The 19,778-nt window shown below is 53.6% G+C and carries 17 protein-coding genes; 10 read left to right on the top strand and 7 right to left on the bottom strand.

Annotation, left to right across the window (positions count from 1 at the left end; all coding sequences use genetic code 11):
* Positions 1–129: 129 nt before the first annotated feature.
* The gene (locus DESAC_RS10030; RefSeq protein ID WP_013706953.1) at positions 130–1,293 is read right to left on the bottom strand and encodes a C45 family autoproteolytic acyltransferase/hydrolase; all 1,164 of its coding nucleotides are present in this window, start codon (positions 1,291–1,293) and stop codon (positions 130–132) included.
* Between the two features lie 896 nt (positions 1,294–2,189).
* On the opposite strand from DESAC_RS10030, the gene DESAC_RS10035 reads away from it, so the two are divergent.
* The 10 genes from DESAC_RS10035 (at position 2,190) to DESAC_RS10080 (ending at position 12,824) form a co-directional block, all read left to right on the top strand.
* Positions 2,190–3,173, top strand: coding sequence for a ferritin family protein (locus tag DESAC_RS10035; RefSeq protein WP_013706954.1), 984 nt, complete (start codon positions 2,190–2,192; stop codon positions 3,171–3,173).
* Between the two features lie 269 nt (positions 3,174–3,442).
* A complete protein-coding gene (locus DESAC_RS10040) occupies positions 3,443–4,744 on the top strand; it encodes a phenylacetate--CoA ligase family protein (protein WP_013706955.1) in 1,302 nt (433 codons plus the stop codon).
* 120 nt (positions 4,745–4,864) lie between these two features.
* A complete protein-coding gene (locus tag DESAC_RS10045; protein ID WP_013706956.1) occupies positions 4,865–5,296 on the top strand; it encodes an ACT domain-containing protein in 432 nt (143 codons plus the stop codon).
* Between the two features lie 113 nt (positions 5,297–5,409).
* Entirely contained in the window at positions 5,410–6,588 is a 1,179-nt protein-coding gene (locus DESAC_RS10050; protein ID WP_013706957.1) for an ABC transporter substrate-binding protein, read from the top strand.
* A 254-nt stretch (positions 6,589–6,842) separates the two neighbouring features.
* A complete protein-coding gene (locus tag DESAC_RS10055) occupies positions 6,843–7,715 on the top strand; it encodes a branched-chain amino acid ABC transporter permease (RefSeq protein WP_013706958.1) in 873 nt (290 codons plus the stop codon).
* Complete coding sequence (locus DESAC_RS10060; RefSeq protein ID WP_013706959.1) at positions 7,715–8,671, top strand: branched-chain amino acid ABC transporter permease; 957 nt, start codon at positions 7,715–7,717, stop codon at positions 8,669–8,671. Before DESAC_RS10055 ends, DESAC_RS10060 begins: the two co-directional genes overlap by 1 nt.
* Before the next feature lie 113 nt (positions 8,672–8,784).
* The gene (locus tag DESAC_RS10065; RefSeq protein WP_013706960.1) at positions 8,785–9,546 is read left to right on the top strand and encodes an ABC transporter ATP-binding protein; all 762 of its coding nucleotides are present in this window, start codon (positions 8,785–8,787) and stop codon (positions 9,544–9,546) included.
* An 88-nt stretch (positions 9,547–9,634) separates the two neighbouring features.
* Positions 9,635–10,372, top strand: a complete 738-nt coding sequence (locus tag DESAC_RS10070) for an ABC transporter ATP-binding protein (RefSeq protein ID WP_013706961.1) — start codon at positions 9,635–9,637, stop codon at positions 10,370–10,372.
* Between the two features lie 4 nt (positions 10,373–10,376).
* Positions 10,377–11,630, top strand: a complete 1,254-nt coding sequence (locus tag DESAC_RS10075; protein WP_013706962.1) for a phenylacetate--CoA ligase family protein — start codon at positions 10,377–10,379, stop codon at positions 11,628–11,630.
* A 54-nt stretch (positions 11,631–11,684) separates the two neighbouring features.
* Positions 11,685–12,824 carry an ABC transporter substrate-binding protein gene (locus tag DESAC_RS10080; RefSeq protein ID WP_013706963.1) on the top strand — a complete coding sequence of 380 codons (1,140 nt, stop codon included), beginning with the start codon at positions 11,685–11,687 and terminating at the stop codon, positions 12,822–12,824.
* A 68-nt stretch (positions 12,825–12,892) separates the two neighbouring features.
* Here the strand turns inward: DESAC_RS10080 and DESAC_RS10085 are convergent, their stop codons facing one another.
* The 6 genes from DESAC_RS10085 to DESAC_RS10110 all read right to left on the bottom strand — a co-directional run bounded on the left by DESAC_RS10085 (position 12,893) and on the right by DESAC_RS10110 (position 19,529).
* Complete coding sequence (locus DESAC_RS10085; protein WP_013706964.1) at positions 12,893–13,276, bottom strand: pyridoxamine 5'-phosphate oxidase family protein; 384 nt, start codon at positions 13,274–13,276, stop codon at positions 12,893–12,895.
* Between the two features lie 433 nt (positions 13,277–13,709).
* Positions 13,710–14,291, bottom strand: a complete 582-nt coding sequence (locus tag DESAC_RS10090; RefSeq protein WP_013706965.1) for a Uma2 family endonuclease — start codon at positions 14,289–14,291, stop codon at positions 13,710–13,712.
* Positions 14,292–14,486: 195 nt separating this feature from the next.
* Positions 14,487–15,629, bottom strand: a complete 1,143-nt coding sequence (locus DESAC_RS10095; RefSeq protein WP_013706966.1) for a M24 family metallopeptidase — start codon at positions 15,627–15,629, stop codon at positions 14,487–14,489.
* Positions 15,630–15,745: 116 nt separating this feature from the next.
* Entirely contained in the window at positions 15,746–16,948 is a 1,203-nt protein-coding gene (locus tag DESAC_RS10100; protein ID WP_013706967.1) for a cofactor-independent phosphoglycerate mutase, read from the bottom strand.
* 77 nt (positions 16,949–17,025) lie between these two features.
* Positions 17,026–18,351 (bottom strand): homoserine dehydrogenase, encoded by a 1,326-nt coding sequence (locus DESAC_RS10105; RefSeq protein ID WP_013706968.1) that lies wholly within the window; start codon positions 18,349–18,351, stop codon positions 17,026–17,028.
* Positions 18,348–19,529: an aminotransferase class I/II-fold pyridoxal phosphate-dependent enzyme gene (locus DESAC_RS10110; RefSeq protein WP_013706969.1), complete on the bottom strand. Its 1,182-nt coding sequence runs from the start codon at positions 19,527–19,529 to the stop codon at positions 18,348–18,350. Before DESAC_RS10110 ends, DESAC_RS10105 begins: the two co-directional genes overlap by 4 nt.
* Between the last annotated feature and the right edge of the window lie 249 nt (positions 19,530–19,778).

The raw sequence follows: 19,778 nt of genomic DNA on the forward strand, positions 1-19,778 counted from the left end.
TAAGTCCTCATGTTCTCGAGAACACAGCAAAATATGAAAGAGTGATTGGTGGCATAGGCCTCCTGGCCTGTGCATCAGCGCGCAGGCTGGAAAGCCTGCACCACCATCTTTTATATAAATAATAGCTCCTTATCGATCAATCCTAGGAAACGATCTCAAGATCTTGCCGATATCCACCGGGGTGTAGGTCCGCGTCTGCCCAGGGCAGAGGGATAAACGCAGGGCTTCGGGGTTTAATACTGCTGAGTAAACCGTGTCATCCCAAACCTGCGGATCAAGCAGGATGTCTTCTAAATCGGCCACACCGAGCCGCTCTTTCTCGCTGGCCAGATGTATTAACCGGGAGTATCTGGTTATCGAACTCTTGGTGGGCGGTTGGGCCAGCGGTTGTAGTTGGCTGCTCTCCCAGTGGTTAGTGCTGATCAGGAGGCCGTAGCGCGCAGTTCGCATCGACCAATGTCTTAAGCCCAGCTCTAGACATACTAAACGGTTGGTCCTAGCATCGCCCAGGATAACGTTCCAACTATGGAAACGGGGTGAGCGGGTTATGATACGTTCGGCCTGGGTCGCATTATCGGCTTGAGCCAACACCTGGCGGAGCAACGGCAGGACAAACTGCGCGTCCTCCGGCAGTGATTCTGTCGTGAAGGCGGTATTGAAGGTGGCTGCCACACCCTGGGCATTGCACCCAAAAGTTGGAAACGGAATACCGGGCACGGCTACCGCGACATAAGGAATGGCCCCAGGTTGACCATAGGCCAGGAGAACCACCGGAGCCCTGGAGAATTCCGGTGCATCAAAGTTATGGCCGATTAACATATTGCTCCCCGAGGCTCGCGATCCCCTGACGCCGATGGTGGAACAATGAGGAAAAAGTACGGTTTCAGCATGGAAATTGAGGAGATAGATATCCTCCAGCGGCACCCCGGCCCCATGGGCAATTCCCTGCAATTCATCTTTTAGACTGGCTGGCAGGCGGGCCAGGCCGCTTTTGAGATAGCGCAGGGTCTCGGCTTCAGTTGTTTTAGAACCAGAACTCCCACCCTGCCTCTTGAGCACCTGCTGTACCAGTTTCTGGATCTGGGCCTGAAATAATCGCCCTTGAACCCTGCCAGACTCTTCTGGAGTACCCCAAAGCATAAGCACCGGTAGGTCATGAATGTAAAAAAGGCGATATTTTTCATGATCCGCTGCCTGCAGCGGCACCCCGAGCAGGAAAAAGATAACCGCTAGACTCGAAAGGAGGCTGATTATCAGACTCCACCCCTGGTGGCGAAACAGATTGCATAACATAGCTAACCCCGGCTCCTCAGAAATGAAAAGAGTGCGGCAAAAATGATGTTGAGATTCTGACGGAAAGTGAAGAATCATGAACTGCGGCATTTATCCTAAAAAGGCCCCTGAAAAATGTCAAGCGCTTTTCGATTCCAGCCAATACCCCGATCTTCTGAGGATAATTTTTAAAAAATGCGCCATACAGGAGGCTCTTCCTCCCCCTATGGAAAGATTATTTTCTTCGTGTAGACTGCCGAAGACCAGCATTTTGCCAGAGCCTTACAAAGCTCCTAATATTCCAGGCTGCGTTTTTCATCTATTTGGCTTTGGTGGGACAGGTCCCAGGGACAGTCCCATTTCAAATTCTGATAATAATATTTAGTACATGGGTATATCTATAATATTATTCAATAGATATGATATGGCAATAATATTGCATATATATTTAAGTAAGTTAAAATTATCTCAATTATTCAAAACACCTTCAAGATATTTTGGCAGAGATGAATAAGAACCTGAATCATTGCGGTTGTATCAACGGCATGGAATAGCCAAAACATTATATGAAAACAGTGCTCTTAAAGACGGCGGGCGCGGCCCGCCCTATGAGTAGATTTCCAATAAACTACCGATCATGGGATAGGGCGGCCCATGGCCACCGTTTAGGTTTAACATCAGGTTCACATGCTGGCAAGGTGAGAGGGACTATTGGATAGGGCGAGCCATGGCCGCCGCTTCTGTTTAACATGGTCGATGAGAAAAAATTTGTATGAAAACAATGAGCGGTGAGCAGAAAAAAAGCATTATTGTGAGCAGCTACCACGGTTCTGTTCTCATATTTCGCTGTGATCACCAGAACATGACAACTTTTATGATATTGCCAGCATCAGGAACGTTTTCTTGAGGAGATTGGGATGTGGAATGCCGGTGAACCAGAGGTGAGAAAGCAGTCGCACCGAGAGGTTGCCGGGGGGGAGGACAGGTTGGACCGGGCCCTGGTGGCCGGCCTGATCCTGGAAGTGATGCTAGACTGTCCGGAGCTGCCGGAAAACCGGCAGGTTCGGCAGCGCCTGATCAAAACTCGCATCCAGGATTATCTGGTACAGCACCTGGCAGGTCGGGTCTCTCTAGACCGATTCCGGAGCCTGGCTCAGCATCTCGACGGTTGGTTCGAATTCTATTACCCATTATTGGCCTCTGAGGATCGGCATTCATCGCTCCAGAGCGAGACGGTGACCTACGGCGTCCGAGAGCCTCGGGTTACCTATATGGTTCAAGAAGCGGGTTCCGACTGGAACCATGGACAGATTAACAGCGAATCCCCGCTACTGAGGCGTCAGGCATGTCTGGACGAGTTGTTGGACCGGTGGCTGGAGGACTTAAAACCGGAAATGCCGCAGCGTCCCCATCGTAAACTGACCCCGGCCAAACTTCGCGACTTCTTATGTCAGAGCGGCGGTGGCTGGTTTCGCTTGCGGGATTTCGAACGCTTCATCAACGTCGATCGCAAGACGGCCTGGGATTATGTGCAACAATTTCTTCAGGCCGGACTCTTATGCCACAACCGCAAAAACTCGGCGGCAGTGCGTTATTGCCTGGCCCCGTCTTTTCTAAAGGTAGAAGCCGATGCTCTGCGCTTGGGGCTGAGTCTGGCCTTGCCGGATTATCCGGAGCAGAAAGTGGAAGCCATCGGCGACTTCCTCATTGCCACCGGGGGGGAGCCATTCCAGGTGCGGGAATGGGAAACTGGCCGCCCTCAAGCCCAGCAGGAATGTTTGCTGGATGATCTTATCGAATTGGGGATTCTCTGCAATTACTATTTCCCCACCGGGGCGCGTCTGGTGAGACTCCATGAACGTTGGCTGCAGAAATGTATCGATCTGCCGACTCCAAGTTAACTTAAGAAAACCCAGGTGATAGATGGCTAGGGCCTCTCCGCCGCTTTCTCTGCCTTGACCTTACACTTGGAACCTTAAACTGTCTCGAGGGCCGGACCCGCCATTATCTTATGAATGTTTTTTTCCTCTCATCCCCTTAATTCCTTTTTTGCCCTCATATCTTTGTCTTCCTGTGCTCACCGGCCCCAATTTGCCTAAATTTTCCTTGACGGTGTAACTACCTTATGCTAATTTTGAGGGCATCGTGTGAAAGAGAGGCAGTTTAAGCAATGATTTTTAATGAAGATTTTGAAACTCTGCCACGCGAGGCGCTGGAGGCCATTCAGCTTCGACGGCTCCAGTCTCTCGTCGAGCGGGTGTATAACCTGGTGCCGTTCTATCGGCAGAAATTTGACGCAGCCGGAATTAGGCCGGGAGAGGTGAAGAGTTTGCAGGACCTGCAGCGGCTGCCCTTCACCACCAAACAAGACCTGCGGGACAATTATCCCTTTGGCATGTTTGCGGTGCCCATGGAGCAGGTAGTACGCATTCACGCCTCTTCAGGCACCACTGGCAAACCCACCGTGGTGGGCTACACCCATCGGGATATCAAAACCTGGTCCGAGTTAATCGCCCGGACATTGAGCGCCGCCGGCGTGCAGCGGGGGGACATAGTCCACAATGCCTACGGATACGGCCTATTCACCGGGGGGTTGGGTTTTCACTACGGCATTGAATACCTCGGAGCCTCCGTCATTCCGGTCTCCGGCGGCAATACCAAACGCCAGATCATGCTGCTGCAGGATTTTGGCCCTACGGCTATTACCTGTACCCCCTCCTTCTCGCTGCACCTGTATGATGTAGCCAAGGATATGGGAGTGGATTTTGCCGATCTCAGTCTCCGGGTTGGCATCTGCGGCGCCGAACCCTGGTCAGAGGCCATGCGTCAGGAGATTGAGAAGAAGCTGGGTATTGACGCCCTGGATATCTACGGCCTGTCCGAAATCATGGGTCCCGGAGTAAGCATCGAATGTTTGGAGGCCAAAAACGGCCTGCATATCTTTGAGGATCATTTTCTGCCGGAGATCATTGACCCAAATACCCTGCAGCCCCTTCCTTTCGGCGAGGTTGGGGAATTGGTGATTACCACCCTGACGAAAGAGGCCTTCCCGGTAATCCGCTATCGCACCCGGGACATCTCGGCCCTCTATCCCGAACCCTGCCGCTGCGGGCGCACCCTGGTGCGCATGGCCCGCATCATGGGACGCACCGATGATATGCTCATCATCCGCGGCGTCAACGTCTTCCCGTCCCAGATAGAAGCAGTGTTGATGGAGATCCAGGAAGTTGAGCCGCACTACCAGATCGTGGTAGACCGCGTCGGCCAGATGGACACCCTCGAAGTCAAGGTGGAGGTAGAGGAAGCAACTTTCTCCGATGAAGTGCGTCAGCTCCAGGTGTTGGAAAAGAAGATCGAACACAACATCAAAGACTATCTCGGAGTGTCGGCCAAGGTACGGCTGGTTGAGCCCCGCTCTATTCCGCGCAGCGAAGGCAAGGCCTTAAGGGTGATTGACAAACGGAAGATTTAACTCCCCCAACCTGCTCCTCTACCTCAAGGGTGAGATGGGATTAAAGACGGGTTATAGCAATAAATTAAGAAAATTGCGGGTAATAATGAACGAATAAATTTCAGCCTTTAGGATAGTGTGATGAAAGTTGAACAGATTTCGGTGTTCCTAGAAAATAAGGCCGGCCGTCTGGCCGAAGTCACCAAAGTTCTGGGTGAGGCCGCGGTCAATATCCGGGCTTTATCCCTGGCAGATACGACGGATTTTGGCATCCTGCGGCTTATTGTTGACAACTATGAGAAGGCGCGAGAAGTCCTGAAACAGCACGGCTTCACAGTGGGAAAAACTGAAGTGGTGGCCATCGAAGTGCCCGACCGTCCGGGAGGACTGGCCTGGGTACTGCAAATTCTCTCTAATTCCAACGTCAACGTAGAGTATATGTATGCCTTTGTGCAGCATAGCGGCAAGAACGCCGTGATCATTTTCCGCTTCGACAATCTCGAGCGGGCCATCGAACTCCTGCAGCAGCAGGGCGTTCGCATCTATCGCGGCGAAGAAGTCTATCGCTTGTAGCGACCAGTCTGGCAGATGGGCTGGAGAAGTTGGTTGCCAGGAGCGGGAGCCACTATCTATTCACCCCTAACCCTCTCTTTTCAAGATCAGAGGAGAAGTTATAGGAGAAACCGATGCAGCAGATGACCCCACAATTCTTCGGCCGGATCGGACGGCTTGGCTTAATCGTTTTTTTCTGCCTGACTTTGGGTTTAATGACCGCGGGTGCCACCCTGGCGGCGGACTATGTCGTTGGGGGTTTGTTTTCCATCACCGGGCCGCAATCTTATTTAGGCGAACCTGAACGCAACAGCCTCGAGATGGCGGTGGCAGAGATCAATGCCAAAGGCGGAATCAAGGGCAAGAAAGTCAAGGCAGTTATCTACGACGACGAAGGCGACGCCAATAAGGCCAGGCTCAACGCCACCAAACTGATCGACAGGGATAAAGTCATTGCCATTATCGGGCCCAGCCTCACCCCTACCTCGATGGCCATGATCCCCATCACTCAGCCGGCCAAGGTTCCGGTTATCTCGTGTGCCGCAGGAGTCGGTATCACCGCCCCGGCTAAAGAACGGCCTTGGGTTTTTAAGACCGCCCAAACCGATCAACTGGCGGTAAGCCGCATCTATCAATACCTGAAAAAACATAATATTAATAAAATCGCCATCATAACGGTCTCCAGCAGCTTCGGTGCCTCCGGCAAAGAACAGTTGAACAAGCAGGCCCCCAATGCCGGTATTAACATCGTGGCCCAGGAGGTATTCGGCGAGAAAGATACCGACATGACGCCGCAGCTAACCAAAATCCGCTCGACCTCACCCCAGGCGGTTATCTGTTGGGGCACCGGTCCGGCTCCGGCAGCGGTGGCGAAAAATATGAAAGACTTGAAGATAGATATTCCTTTAATTCAGAGCCATGGCGCCGCCTCCAAGAAGTTCATCGAATATGCCGGAGAGGCGGCCGAGGGCATCATCATGCCGGCCGGTAAAATCGCCGTTTATAAAGACCTGCCGGATCAAGACCCCCAGAAGGCCGTAATTGCCAATTATGTTAAGAAATACGAAGAGAAGTTCAAGAGCCCGGTCTCGGGTTTTGGCGGCTACGCCCATGACGCCGCTGCCATGCTGTTTACTGCCATGGAGAAGGCCGGCGGCGACAAGGCCAAAATCCGCCAAGAACTGGAGAATATCAAAAACTTTCCGGGCGTCAGTGGTGTCTTCAATATGAGTCCGGATGATCACAACGGCTTGGGACCGGATGCCTTTGTCATGGTTAAGATAGAAAAAGGTACCTGGAAACTCATAGATTAATCCGATCAGCACGGTGTGAGAGGGCGGTGCGATTTCCTCCCCCGCCCTCCCCTGCTCCGCCCCCCTAGTTTATTCTCTGGGTACGATCTGGCGCGCCGCCTACTCTCGGCGATCTCTAAGATAGCTGAAGTTTCGAGTACCAGGTACCGGGTTTAAAATGAAAGGGAATATATTATAGAGACTCCTAATAGATATGAGTATCATATCTCTTCTCCAAACTCGGAACCCGAAACTCTAAATTCTATTAAGAAAATATGACAGAATTACTTCAATATCTTTTTTCCGGTCTCACCAATGGAGCTATTTACGCCCTGATCGGTCTGGGTTTCAGCATTATCTTCAACGCTACCGCCATCATCAATTTTGCCCAGGGCGAGTTTGTCATGTTGGGGGCCCTGACCGCCATTTCCTTTTATTCTTTCGGTCTCTCTCTGCCGCTAGCTTTTATCCTGTCCGTTGTGGTCGTCACCGCCGTCGGTCTGGGTTTTGAACGCCTGGCGATCCGCCCGGCGCGGGAGGCTACGCCTATTAGTCTGATCATCATTACCGTGGGCGGCGGGGTGTTGATCAAGGGTCTGGCCATGTTGCTCTGGGGTAAGGACGCCTATTCGCTGCCGCCTTTCAGCGGCAGAGAGCCCCTGTCAATTGTTGGCGCTACCATCCTGCCGCAAAGTTTATGGATCATCGGTCTAATGTTCATACTCGTGGCGGGCCTGGAGCTCTTTCTCCGGTTCACGCTGTTGGGCAAGGCGATGCGGGCTGCCTCCTTCAACCCGGTGGCGGCCCGTTTGGTGGGTATCCGGGTGAGCCAGATGGTGCAGTTTTCTTTCGGGCTGAGCTCAGCGCTAGGCGCGGTCGCCGGGGTCTTGATAGCTCCTATCACTATGGGCGTCTATGACATGGGCTCTATGTTGGGATTGAAGGGTTTCTGCGCTGCGGTCATCGGTGGATTGGGCAGCAGCTTTGGAGGAGTTTTGGGAGGCTTGGTGCTGGGGGTGGCAGAGGCCTTCGCCAGCGGCCTGTTGTCATCAGGTTACCGGGACGCCGTGGCCTTCCTCATCCTGCTGCTTGTACTTTTTCTGCGTCCCCAGGGTCTCATCGGTCTGCGCTCCACGAGATCCTCCTGATGCTGCGCTATCGCCGCCTCCTCAGCGCCGTCTGCTTTTTCCTCCTCGTGGCCCTGTGCGGCGGGTTGTTACAGGGAACCTACTATTTCACCCTCCTCAACCTCATCGGACTGAATGTCATCGTCGTCTTGGGCCTCAATCTCTTAATGGGTTACGCCGGTCAGATTTCTTTAGGACACGCGGCTTTTTACGGGCTCGGGTCTTACGTCTCGGGCATCTTGACTGCCACGTATAGTGTTGACCCGCTCCTGGCGCTCCTGGCTGGCCTGGCGGTAAGCGGCCTAGTAGCGCTGGTGGTGGGCATCCCGGCCCTGAAACTCAGGGGCTATTACCTGGCTATGGCAACGTTGGGTTTTGGCATTATCATCTCGATTGTCTTTCAGGAATTGTCCTGGCTCACCGGCGGCCCCTCCGGATTGATGGGTATTCCGAGCTTTCGGCTGGCCGGCTTCAACTTCGACACCCCCAGGACCAGTTTCTTCCTGGTCTGGTCGGCCGCGGGTTTTATTCTAATCCTCAGTCTCAATATTGTCGATTCCCGGGTGGGCCGGGCCTTGCGCGCCATCCATGACAGTGAAACGGCGGCCCTGGCTATGGGAATCGACGCCCAACGCATGAAACTGCTGATCTTCGTGGTCAGCGCCCTCTATGCTTCTCTGGCCGGCGGTTTACTGGCCCACACCATCAACTTCATCGCCCCTTCTTCCTACGGCTTTATGTTTTCCATCAAGTTGGTGACCATGGTGGTAGTTGGCGGTATGGCCAGTATTTGGGGGTCTTTGCTGGGGGCTGCCGTCCTTACTGTTCTCCCGGAGCTCCTGGCCTTCTTCCATGACCTGGAAGTAGTCATCTTCGGCCTGATCCTGATGGTGGTGATGATCTTCATGCCCCGGGGACTGCTCCGGGGACTCTTGGATATTTGGGAAATTCGCCAGCGGAAGCTGAAGGGGCTTTAGGAGCCAGGGAATAGGGAACAGGGTTCGGATGAGGGAACCAATACTGTCAATTCCTATAATCAACCCTCATCCGGTTTACTCATTCTGGCGGCAGTGATACTGAGAAAAGTCCTATGTTGGAACTAAACAACGTCGGCATCTCCTTCGGAGGTCTACAGGCCATCAAAGGCGTCTCCTTTCAGATGCGAGAAGGCCAGATCAAGGCCCTCATCGGACCCAACGGCGCCGGCAAGACCACCCTCTTCAATCTGATCACCGGTATGTTAAAACCGGATTACGGGGTCATAACCTTTCAAGATCAGGTTATTCAGGGACTGCCGCCCTTTCGCATTGCGGCCCGGGGCATCTGCCGCACCTTTCAGATCGTCCAACTCTTTGGCCACCTGACAGCCCTGGAAAACGTCATGGTCGGCCGACATGTACGCACCAAGGCCGGGCTGCTCTCCGGGGCGCTCCGGTTGCCGGCGGCCAAGCGAGAAGAAAAGGCTATTCGGGAACAGGCCCAAAGCTGGTTGGAATTTGTCGGTTTAAGCTCCAGGGCGGAAGATTACGCCGCTAATCTGCCCCTGGGACATCAACGCCTCCTGGAGATCGCCCGGGCCCTGGCCACCAACCCGATCCTGTTGCTCCTCGACGAACCGGCTGCCGGTCTGGATATGACCGAAACCGAAAAACTCAAAGAACTTATCTTTGCTATTCAGGCCCAAGGCGTCAGCGTCCTGCTGGTCGAACACGACATGAGCCTGACCATGGAAGTAGCGGATGAGATCGTGGTGCTGGACCACGGCGAATTGCTGGCTGAAGGCACGCCCCGAGAGATTCAGAAACATCCCGAGGTCATCGCCGCTTATCTGGGCCGGGATTGGCAGATGTAGGATTCCATACTGCGCCATGACTGACAAAAGGGTAATCCTCATCTGCTTAAGATCCTAAATTGATGCTCAGATTTCGATAAAATGTTCTATGCTCCAGATAAAAAACCTCTATGCCTACTACGGCAAAATTGAAGCCCTTTCAGGAGTCACCTGCCATGTCCGGACCGGGGAGATCGTTACCCTGATCGGGGCCAACGGAGCCGGCAAAACGACGCTCCTCAATTCCCTCTGCGGGCTGGTGCGGTCACGGGGAAATATCAGTTTTGACGGCGCATCCATCATGCATCTAGCCCCGGAGGCGGTGGTCGCTTGCGGTATCTCACAGGCACCGGAGGGACGCCAGATTTTCGCCCCCTTGACTGTAGAGGAAAATTTGGAACTCGGCGCCTATCTGCGTTTCCGCCAGCGGCAGCAGCAGGAAATCGCCGTCGACTTGAAGAAGATCTACGATCTCTTCCCCCGATTATGGGAACGACGTCTGCAAGCCGCTGGCGCCCTGAGCGGCGGGGAACAACAGATGCTGGCCATCGGCCGCGCCCTCATGGCCAAACCCAGGCTGCTGCTTTTGGACGAACCATCCCTGGGTCTGGCCCCACTCATGGTTGACATTATTATGGACACCGTGGTACGCTTGCGCCGGGAAGGGGTCACCATCTTAATGGTGGAACAGAACGCCCGGACGGCCCTGGGCATCGCTGATCGCGGCTATGTTCTGGAAACCGGCCGTATTATCCTCAGCGGCCCGGCCGCCGACCTGTTGAATGACCGCCAGGTCACTCGGGCTTATTTAGGCAAGGACTACAGGGAATTTACCGAGGGGAGATGACGCCATGGTAGACTGGCGCCAGGAGATTCCGTCCCGGGAGGAGCTGGAGCTGCTGCAGTTGGAACGTTTGCAGAGCACCCTCAACCGGGCTTATCGGCAGGTGAAATTCTATCGTCGGCTGTTCGACCGGTTTAATCTCCGTCCGGATGATATTCAAGACCTGGCCGAGGTGAGCAAACTGCCTTTCACCACCCGGAGCGATCTGTCGGAAAATTATCCCTACGGCATGTTTGCCGTGCCGCTCAGGGATATTGTCCGGATTCAATCATCCCCCGGCGCCACCGAAAACCCGGTGGTGGTGGGCTGTACTGCCGGTGACCTCCGTTTCTGGCGTGAACTCAGCGCCCGCCTCTATCGAAGCGCCGGGGTTGGCAAGGATGATATCGTCCAGATTATCTTGGCCAGCGGTTTAAACAACTGGGCCCGCGACCTCAAAGACGGCGCCGAGCACTTGGGCGCTTCGGTGATTCCCGCCTCCAACCTGAATTTTGCCAAACAACTTATGGTCATGCGGGATTACAAGACCTCCGTCCTGGTCACCACCCCCTCCTATGCCCACCACCTGGTGAGCGTCATGGATAAAATGGGGCTGATGGCGGCGGACTTGCACCTTCGACGCGCCCTGTTAGTAGCCGAGCCCCTGCCGTCATCGGTGCGGGCCGAGATCGAAGCCGGATTGCAGGTAAGCATTACCACCGCCTACGGCATTACCGAAGTCCTGGGACCCGGCCTGGCCTTTAGCTGCCCCCACAGCCAGGGCTTTCATTTTTCCGAAGATCATTTTTTACCGGAGATCATTGATCCAAAGACCGGGGCGCAGTGTTCCCATAACACCACGGGGGAGCTGGTCCTCACTACATTGTCCGCCGTCGCCTTTCCCCTGCTGCGCTTCCGCACCGGCGACCTGACGGAGCTTAGGGCCGATGCCTGCCCTTGCGGTTGTCCCTTGATCCGCCTGGGCGACATCGTCGGCCGCTGCGACCCCATTTTTTCCGTTGGCGGCATCAAGATTCACCCGCAGCAGATCAGCACTTATATCCAGGAGATTGTGAACGGCCACACCCCACGGCATCAGTTGCACCTGAAACGTGAGGAGGCTCTGGCATATTTAGAGATTGACATTGAAGTGGACGAGACCCTTTTCTCTGATGAAGTAAAATGTCTGGAGGCCATCGGTCGCCGTCTGCGCCGCCGCCTGCGGCAAAATTTTGGCATTGAGGCCAGAGTTTCCCTAGTGGAAAAAATTTCGGCAACGTAAAGATATTTCACCAATAACCTTTTTAACTAAAACCTTATATGCAGGAGGGTGACCATGTCGGCAAAAAAAATCTGGTTATTCGCTTTATTGGCAGGATGTATCAGTTCCCTGATCTTGACGCCGTTATCAGTTCAGGCTGCCGATCCTATTAAAATCGGTTCTGTGCTGCGACTGTCAGCCGGGGCGGAAGACGGCCTGCCAGCCAAACGGGGGGTTGAACTGGCGGTGGCCGAAATCAACAAGGCCGGTGGCATTAATGGCCGCCAGATCGAGGTGATCTTCGAGGATGAAAAAGACTCGCCTACCAATGCGGTCAACGCGGTGCAAAAACTGATCAACGTCGATAAAGTTGTGGCCATCATCGGCCCCATGACCTCTGGTGCCACCCTGGCGGCCGCCCCTACCGCCAATGAGGCTAAAATGGTGATGATCTCACCCACCGCCACCTCACCCAAAGTGAGCGGCGCTGGCGTCTTCATCTATCGCGGCTGCTCTCGCATCGATAAGCAGGCCGAGGCTCTGACCGATTACGTGGCCAAAAACTACAAGCCCAAAACCGTGGGTGTCCTGTATTCCAACGAACCTTATGGCAAGGGCTGCAACGATCTGTTCAGCAAATTTTTCGAAAAGGCCGGGATTAAGGTCGTAGCTACCGAATCTTTCATGCGGGGAGCCAAAGATTTTAAGGCCCAGTTAACCAACATTAAGGCGGCCAAACCGGACATTCTCTTCATTCCAGGCTATTATCAGGAAACCGCCCCCGCAGCCTCCCAGGCTCGGCAGTTGGGGATGAAACAGCGTATCATCGGCGTCTATGGCGATATCTCCCCCGTCTACATTGAACTCGCCGGCAAAGCTGCCGAAGGCCACCTGGTAGCCGGAGAGCATGATCCCGATTACAACACTCCGAAAAACAAAAAATTCGTCGAAAGCTACCAGGCCTTGGTGAAATCTATCCCCAATGAACCGAACAACGTTATGTTTGCCGCCCTTACCTACGATATGATGAACCTGGTAGCCGAAGGCATAAAAAAATACGGCCCCACGAGCGAAGGTATTCAGAAGTATTTAACCGAGGTACAGGATCACGACGGCGTCACCGGCCAACTGTGCTTCAATCGAGAACATGATGTGATGAAGGGCGAGGTCTCCCTGTTTGAAGTCAAGAAAGGCAAGTATGTCAAGGTAAAATAAGCTCTTGCGATCAGAAAACCTGAAAACCGATGACCAGGAGCGGGCAACCCCGCCCTGGTCGTTTCTTTTTAGCTCGCGCTACCCACAAGAGGTAGGACCAGATCTACCCGGAAAAATACCAAAAACCTGGGACCTGCCACTTTCTCTTTTCCCGGGGGATAAACCCGGCGGCGCAGAGATTCAAGCCGTTCGGTATCCTGTTCCTCTCCTATCTTGGTCAGATAGAGCCTTTTGCCCTGCCATCCCGGACCTTCTTCCTGAAAGAGATAAGCAGCATGAGGATTGGTCTGAAGATTGGCATGCGTCAGGCGATGAGGCATGATAAAAGCCACCGTATCATCCGCCATCACATGCGGCCGGGAGAAAATCGCCATATTGACCCTGCCGCTGGCATCGGCAGTGGCCAGAACACCATGCCCTGGAACATTTTCAAAATAATCTTTCAATGTCAGGTTCTCGCTTCTTATAAAAGTTATCAGGTTTTCAGAAACACAACGAAAAAATGAGAATGTCGATTAAGGCTACGAGATACGAACTGGGAGATCGACCTGTCAAAGAATGATTTTTCCTATAATTTCATATACATATAATCACAACAAAGCATAAAACAATCGATTTTCAGCGGATTGCCTTTTCCCTTTACCTCTTACCCCTTACCTCTTATCACCTCTCACCTATTTTTATACTGGTCCACACCGCTCAGTAAGCCAGAACTGCGGGATTACTGGGTGCAGCAGTATAAAGATATAACAATTATCAGGTAGGTCAAGGGCAGCGGGAGAAAATAATTATCAGCCTATAATTCTTCCTGTTCTTGAGGTTTGGATGACTTAATTCACTGGGAGCCATCCAGGTGCGGGGACGAGGGGGATATCAAAAGCGAAATCAGGCATCTTTGTCCTTGACCGTTTTCAGCCATAAATCACCGAGGCCTATTACAATTTCCTGGAAAGGTTCAACACGGACTTTATCGTTTTCAGCGTAGCTTCCCAACAAGGTCCATCTGCCGCTTTCTAGTCGATAAACTTCCAATGTCATCAATATCGGGTCAATCAACCAAAGAAAACTTACGCCATGTTCTGCATACCTGGCCATCTTCTTAACGCGATCCAGGCGGGCTGTGTTTGGGGAAAGAACTTCACAGGCCCAATCAGGGATAACTGAGATTGGATTTTGCTCTTCTTCCCAGATAAATCTTTCCTCTTTCCAACCGGCCAGGTCTGGAACCAGAATGTTTTCCCCAAACTCGATTTCAGGCTCGACCAGAATAATCCAACCGCCAGGACCGCCACGCCCATATTCATATGGAGGTAATACGGTACTAGTTATTTTAGCAATGGTGGAAGAATGTCTTCTTGATGGTCTTGGAGCAGCGATCAACTCCCCGTCGATGATCTCGCCAATCATATTATCGGCGATGTCATAAAGATCCTCATAAGTTGCTTTTTTCTTTGCCGCGTCGGTCATAACCACTCCATGCAGAGATCCATTCCTTCAGAGCCTTCAATGAGTTTTACTTCCATTATCTAAAATAGGAAAAATTGTTGCACTTCCGCCAACTTGTATTGTTCGCGGCTAACCTACGGGTAACAGCAATTATAGAGAAATCGAGGTTTTTTAAATGGAGGGTGGGCACCGGCCACCATTCCTTGATCTATTCTCTCAGGTGGCTGAGGTATTACCGAAATGATAAAAATCCAAATTTTGATTGAGCACCTGAACCCCGTCGGGTTGGATCAGGACCATATTCTCCAAACGCACCCCGCCCCACTCCGGGAGATAGACACCCGGTTCCACCGTGGCCACCATCCCGGTTTTGAGTTCCACGGCCCTTTCCTGGTGGGGGCTGAGATTGGGATTTTCATGGACTGCCAGACCGACGCCATGTCCCAACGAATGACCAAAGGCCTCCTGATAGCCGGCCTGGGCGATAACCTGTCTGGCCAGACCATCGGCGGCGTCGGACATCATGCCGGCCCGCATGCCGATTTCGGCCTGTCGCTGGGCCCGGCGCACCAGGGAATAGACTTCTTTAAACTTGGCGTCCGGTTCGCCTAGAAAAAACGTCCTGGTCATATCCGAACAATACCCCTGATAGATGGCGCCCATATCGATAATGATCGGTTCATTGGCCTCTATCAGCCGATCGCCGGGATGATGATGCGGTCGGGCACTGTTGGGCCCAGAGGCGACAATCGGGGTAAAGGACGGGCCCTCGGCGCCGGCCTCCGCCAAACCCGTTTCGATCATCCGGGCCACCTCTTTTTCGCTCCTGCCGGGACGCAGGTTCCGGCCTACTGCGGCGATCACTTTCTCGGTGATAGCCAGGGATTGTTGAATCAGGGAAATTTCCTCAGCATCTTTAATCACCCTTAACTGCTCGATCAAGTTATCCACCGGTTGCCATTGCATCTGCAAGCCGGCTGCGGCAGCCGTTTCGGTTATCTTCTGATAACCGCAATATGTTAGATAGTGGGTCTCGAAACCGAGGCAGCTAAGGCCTAATCGTGCAATAATTTCCGTCAGTAATTTCGGTAATCCCTTCTGGTAAATCTGGACCTCGAAATGTGGCGCTTCCGCCAACGCCCACTCCCGGTAGCGGAAATCAGTCAGTAGAAAAGCCGCCTCCTGGCTGATCAACAGACAGCCGCTTGATTCATTCAGACTGCAATCGGCGGCAGTGAATCCACTGAGATAGCGGCGGTTTTCCGGACAGAAGATCAACAGGCCGTCCAGCTTAGCATCAGCTAACAGATGCCGGGCGGCAACCAAACGTTCTCTGAAGGTGCTCTGATTAATGGGCATAGCGATCTTTACAGTAATTTCGAAGTTGGATGGGTAACTTGAAAAAGGACGATCCCCCACAGTATATCCTAAGGCAGACGCCGTAGCCGACCGGACGCACCTCTATGTTATGACCATCAGCGTTCCACCAGTCGGGGCAGCAGCAGATGGGCTCGGTCGACAAGCAGGCCCGTGGCTTCGGCAGTGGGTTCATCAAATCCCCGCGGGTGATTTCCCCGAGGTTTGCGTGAATCATACAGCACAAAAGGCACCGGTTCCGGGGAATGGGTTTTGAGGCATAGCGGTGTTCGGTGATCAGGCATCAGCAGGATGCGGTGAGCTCCCAAAAGTCTTAATCCCCTAAGCATCGGCCCGACCACCTTCTGATCGAAATCCTCAATGGCCTGGAGTTTATTTTTCAATTCACCGGTGTGTCCGGCTTCGTCCGGAGCCTCAACGTGGAGGTAGACAAAATCCATGGTTTTAAGTGCCTCCAAAGCCGCCTCGACCTTGCCGGCATAATTGGTGTCCAGATAACCGGTAGCGCCGGGAACGATGACGGGGGTAAGCCCGGCATAGATGCCGATGCCGCGCATCAGGTCCACGGCGGATATAACGGCACCGGTGAGGCCATAGAGCTCTTGCAGGGTCGGAGTTTTGGGAGCCCGGCCCTGCCCCCAGAGCCAGATCGAGGTGGCCGGTTTCTGAGAGCGTTCCCGGCGCCGGCGGTTCACTTCGTGATTGGCCAATAGCGGCCAGGATGATCTCATGAGTTCCAGCAGGGGCTTTTCCCTGCCGCCGCCGGTCAGATAAGAACGCACATTCTGGCCCGTCAGATCATGCGGCGGGAAGGTGCGCCAATCATCCTGCCCATCACGCCATACTAAAAGATGTCGGTAGCTGACGCCGGGATAAAACCGCCGGGAGCCATTGCCGAGATTCTGATTGATGCTGATAATGATTTCCTTGGCCTCAGCGCTGCTGATATGACCGGCGCTGTAATCCTCCATAAAAATATCGCCGTTGGGTTCATGACGCAGGGTTACCAGGTTGCAGCGGAAAGCAACGTCTTGCATCTCCAGCGCTACCCCCATGCTGGCGGCCTCCAAAGGCGCCCGGCCGGTGTGGTACCTGGCCGGATCGTATCCCATGATCGAGAGATTGGCGACATCGCTGCCGGGTTCCATACCCTCAGGAACCGTGCGGGCCAGGCCTAACTCCCCCTCAGTCGCCAGAAAATCCATATTAGGGGTGCGAGCTGCAGTGAGAGGAGTGCGGTTGTCCAACTCCGGGATGGGATAATCTGCCATGCCATCGCCGATGAGAATGACGTATTTCATGATAATCCACCTTTGAAGAAACTTGGTGAACGTTCAGCGTTCAGCAATAATCCGAATCCGGGCCCTAATCTCCGTTATTAAATCTGCGCCGCATCGAGATTCGGATCCTCGATGCGGATTACGATGGTCTTTTCAGTAATCACCGCCAGACGGTCAATCTCGGCCAGGGCCTGTTGCACATGGGATTCTTTGGCCTCGTGGGTGATCATTACAACTGGTACGGAGCCGCGAATTTCGCGCCCTTTTTGGATAACGGCAGCAATGCTGATTTCAAACCGGGCCAGAATCCCGGAGATTGCTGACAACACGCCTGGACGGTCCACCGCGGCAAAACGGAAGTAATAGTTGGTAACAATCTCTTCCAGCGGTTTTATCGGCCGGCGGCTCTGGTCGGCAAAGTTAACTCCCAGGGGCGGCACCCGCCCGGCAACCCCATGGCTGATGTTATAAGCCAGATCGATGAGATCGGCAGCCACGGCGCTGGCCGTGGGCATCATCCCGGCCCCCTGGCCGTAGAGCAGGATCGGGCCGACTGCGTCGCCGGTGATGTAAACCGCATTAAAGGCCCCTTGAACACTGGCCATGATATGGTCCAGGGGCAGCATGGTCGGATGGACCCGCGCCTCTACACGTTGGCCATCATCTCGGGTAATAGCCAGCAATTTAATCTGATAGCCGAATTCCCGGGCAAGTTGGATATCGATAGGCTCCAGGCGGGTGATGCCTTCCACATGGATGGCCCCGAAGTTGATCTGCGTACCATAGGCCAGGGCCATGAGGATCGCCAGTTTATGCGCCGCATCGATGCCTTCGACATCCAGAGTGGGGTCTGCTTCGGCATATCCCTGCGCCTGCGCCTCCACCAGTGCCTGCTGAAAGGAGGCGCCCGCCATGCTCATTTTACTCAGAATATAGTTGGAGGTACCGTTGAGAATACCGAAAATTTCCTGGATGGAATTGGCCGCCAACCCCTGCCGCAGGGTCAGGATCAAGGGAATGCCCCCGCAGACGCTGGCCTCGAACCCGACCTCGACGCCGGCCCGCGATGCCGCCTGGAATATCTCGTTCCCATGCAAAGCCAGCAGGGCTTTATTAGCCGTTACCACGTGCTTGCCCCGCGCCAACGCCGCCATAATCAGGTCATAGGCTTCGGTGACGCCGCCAATCAATTCAATGACAACATCAATCTCCGGGTCGGCGAGAATCTCCTGGACTTTGTCGGTAAAAAGCTCAGGAGCCAGAGATACCAGGCGAGGTCTGGCCAGATCAATATCCGCCACTTTTTTGAGGATCAGGGGTTCACCCAACCGGCGCCGGAAACGATCTTCGTGTTCAGTCAATAGGCGGACGACGCCACTACCGACCGTGCCGAAACCGACGAGACCGACCTGAACCGTTTTCACGTCTTTTTCCCCTGCAGCACCTGCTTAAAACCGCGAATTGCCTGGTTGGTACGATGCACATTTTCCACCAAAGCAAACCGGACATACTCATCCCCATATTCGCCAAAACCCAATCCGGGGGATACCGCCACCTTGGCCTCCCGGATAAGCATCTTGCAGAATTCCACCGAACCCATCTCCCGGAAGCGCTTGGGGATCTTGGCCCAGACAAACATGGTGCCCTTGGGGGGTTCCACCCGCCAACCGATACGCTGCAGCCCACGGCACAGGGCATCGCGACGCTCCTGATAGGTGGCGACAATCTCCCGGACACAGTCATAGGGCCCATTAAGGGCAATAATGCTCGCTATCTGGATGGGCTGAAAGACGCCGTAATCCAGATAGCTCTTGATCCGGGTCAGGGCATGCACCAGACGAGGGTTGCCGCAGACAAAACCCAACCGCCAGCCGGGCATGCTGTAACTCTTGGAAAGGGAAAACAACTCCACCCCCACCTCTTTGGCACCGGGAATCTGGAGGAAGCTGGGCGCCACATAATCATCAAAGACCAGATCAGCGTAAGCAAAATCATGAATGATCAAAACATTATATTCCTGGGCATAGGCCACTACCTTTCGGAAAAACTCCAGGTCCACCACCATGGTGGTGGGATTGTGGGGATAGGAAATAATGAGCATCTTGGGCCGCGGCCGGATCAACCGCGTGATGGTCACCAGGTCCTCAAAGAAATCCCGATCCGGATCCAAGGGGATGCTGACCAGTCCCGCCCCGGCAATAACTACGGAATAGGCATGGATGGGATAGGTCGGGTTGGGTACTAACACCACATCGCCTGGACCGGTGGTGGCCAACACCAGATGCGACAGACCTTCTTTGGCCCCGATAGTGGCAATAGCTTCAGTTTCCGGGTCGATATCGACCGCAAAACGTCTTTTATACCATGAGGAGATGGCCTCCCGCAGCTTTGGTATCCCCCGAGACGCCGAGTAGCGGTGATTGTGCCCCAACTTCGCTGCTTCAATCAGTTTATCAACAATATGCTGTGGCGTCGGTAAATCAGGATTGCCCATGCCTAAATCGATAATATCCTCACCCCGGCGTCGGGCCTCCATCTTCAGGGCGTTCACCGTGGCAAAGACATACTCAGGCAAACGCTGTAAACGGGGGAATTCTTCCATATGCAGCTCCTCTCACGATCTCTTCAAATAGCTCATATCCTGCTAATCTTTATTATTATACCAATTCGCATTTAAAAAGGTATCAAAATGTAGCGATAAATCTTGAGTGCACCTATAGGTTAAAGAGAATAAAAGATTTGTCCTTACAATTAATCTTCCTCTGATTCAACCTTGTATAAGAACAGTGGGCAGTGGGCATACTCCGATGAAATCCGGCAGGCCAATGTAAAACAAACCGGCCACCGATTA

The organism is Desulfobacca acetoxidans DSM 11109 (assembly GCF_000195295.1).
GTDB classification, from domain to species: domain Bacteria; phylum Desulfobacterota; class Desulfobaccia; order Desulfobaccales; family Desulfobaccaceae; genus Desulfobacca; species Desulfobacca acetoxidans.

What these genes read in the sequence shown, in the direction of transcription:
- DESAC_RS10030 (WP_013706953.1), bottom strand. Translation starts at nt 1,293, where the DNA reads ATGTTATGCAATCTGTTTCGCCACCAGGGGTGGAGTCTGATAATCAGC.
- DESAC_RS10035 (WP_013706954.1), top strand. Translation starts at nt 2,190, where the DNA reads ATGTGGAATGCCGGTGAACCAGAGGTGAGAAAGCAGTCGCACCGAGAG.
- DESAC_RS10040 (WP_013706955.1), top strand. Translation starts at nt 3,443, where the DNA reads ATGATTTTTAATGAAGATTTTGAAACTCTGCCACGCGAGGCGCTGGAG.
- DESAC_RS10045 (WP_013706956.1), top strand. Translation starts at nt 4,865, where the DNA reads ATGAAAGTTGAACAGATTTCGGTGTTCCTAGAAAATAAGGCCGGCCGT.
- DESAC_RS10050 (WP_013706957.1), top strand. Translation starts at nt 5,410, where the DNA reads ATGCAGCAGATGACCCCACAATTCTTCGGCCGGATCGGACGGCTTGGC.
- DESAC_RS10055 (WP_013706958.1), top strand. Translation starts at nt 6,843, where the DNA reads ATGACAGAATTACTTCAATATCTTTTTTCCGGTCTCACCAATGGAGCT.
- DESAC_RS10060 (WP_013706959.1), top strand. Translation starts at nt 7,715, where the DNA reads ATGCTGCGCTATCGCCGCCTCCTCAGCGCCGTCTGCTTTTTCCTCCTC.
- DESAC_RS10065 (WP_013706960.1), top strand. Translation starts at nt 8,785, where the DNA reads ATGTTGGAACTAAACAACGTCGGCATCTCCTTCGGAGGTCTACAGGCC.
- DESAC_RS10070 (WP_013706961.1), top strand. Translation starts at nt 9,635, where the DNA reads ATGCTCCAGATAAAAAACCTCTATGCCTACTACGGCAAAATTGAAGCC.
- DESAC_RS10075 (WP_013706962.1), top strand. Translation starts at nt 10,377, where the DNA reads ATGGTAGACTGGCGCCAGGAGATTCCGTCCCGGGAGGAGCTGGAGCTG.
- DESAC_RS10080 (WP_013706963.1), top strand. Translation starts at nt 11,685, where the DNA reads ATGTCGGCAAAAAAAATCTGGTTATTCGCTTTATTGGCAGGATGTATC.
- DESAC_RS10090 (WP_013706965.1), bottom strand. Translation starts at nt 14,291, where the DNA reads ATGACCGACGCGGCAAAGAAAAAAGCAACTTATGAGGATCTTTATGAC.
- DESAC_RS10095 (WP_013706966.1), bottom strand. Translation starts at nt 15,629, where the DNA reads ATGCCCATTAATCAGAGCACCTTCAGAGAACGTTTGGTTGCCGCCCGG.
- DESAC_RS10100 (WP_013706967.1), bottom strand. Translation starts at nt 16,948, where the DNA reads ATGAAATACGTCATTCTCATCGGCGATGGCATGGCAGATTATCCCATC.
- DESAC_RS10110 (WP_013706969.1), bottom strand. Translation starts at nt 19,529, where the DNA reads ATGGAAGAATTCCCCCGTTTACAGCGTTTGCCTGAGTATGTCTTTGCC.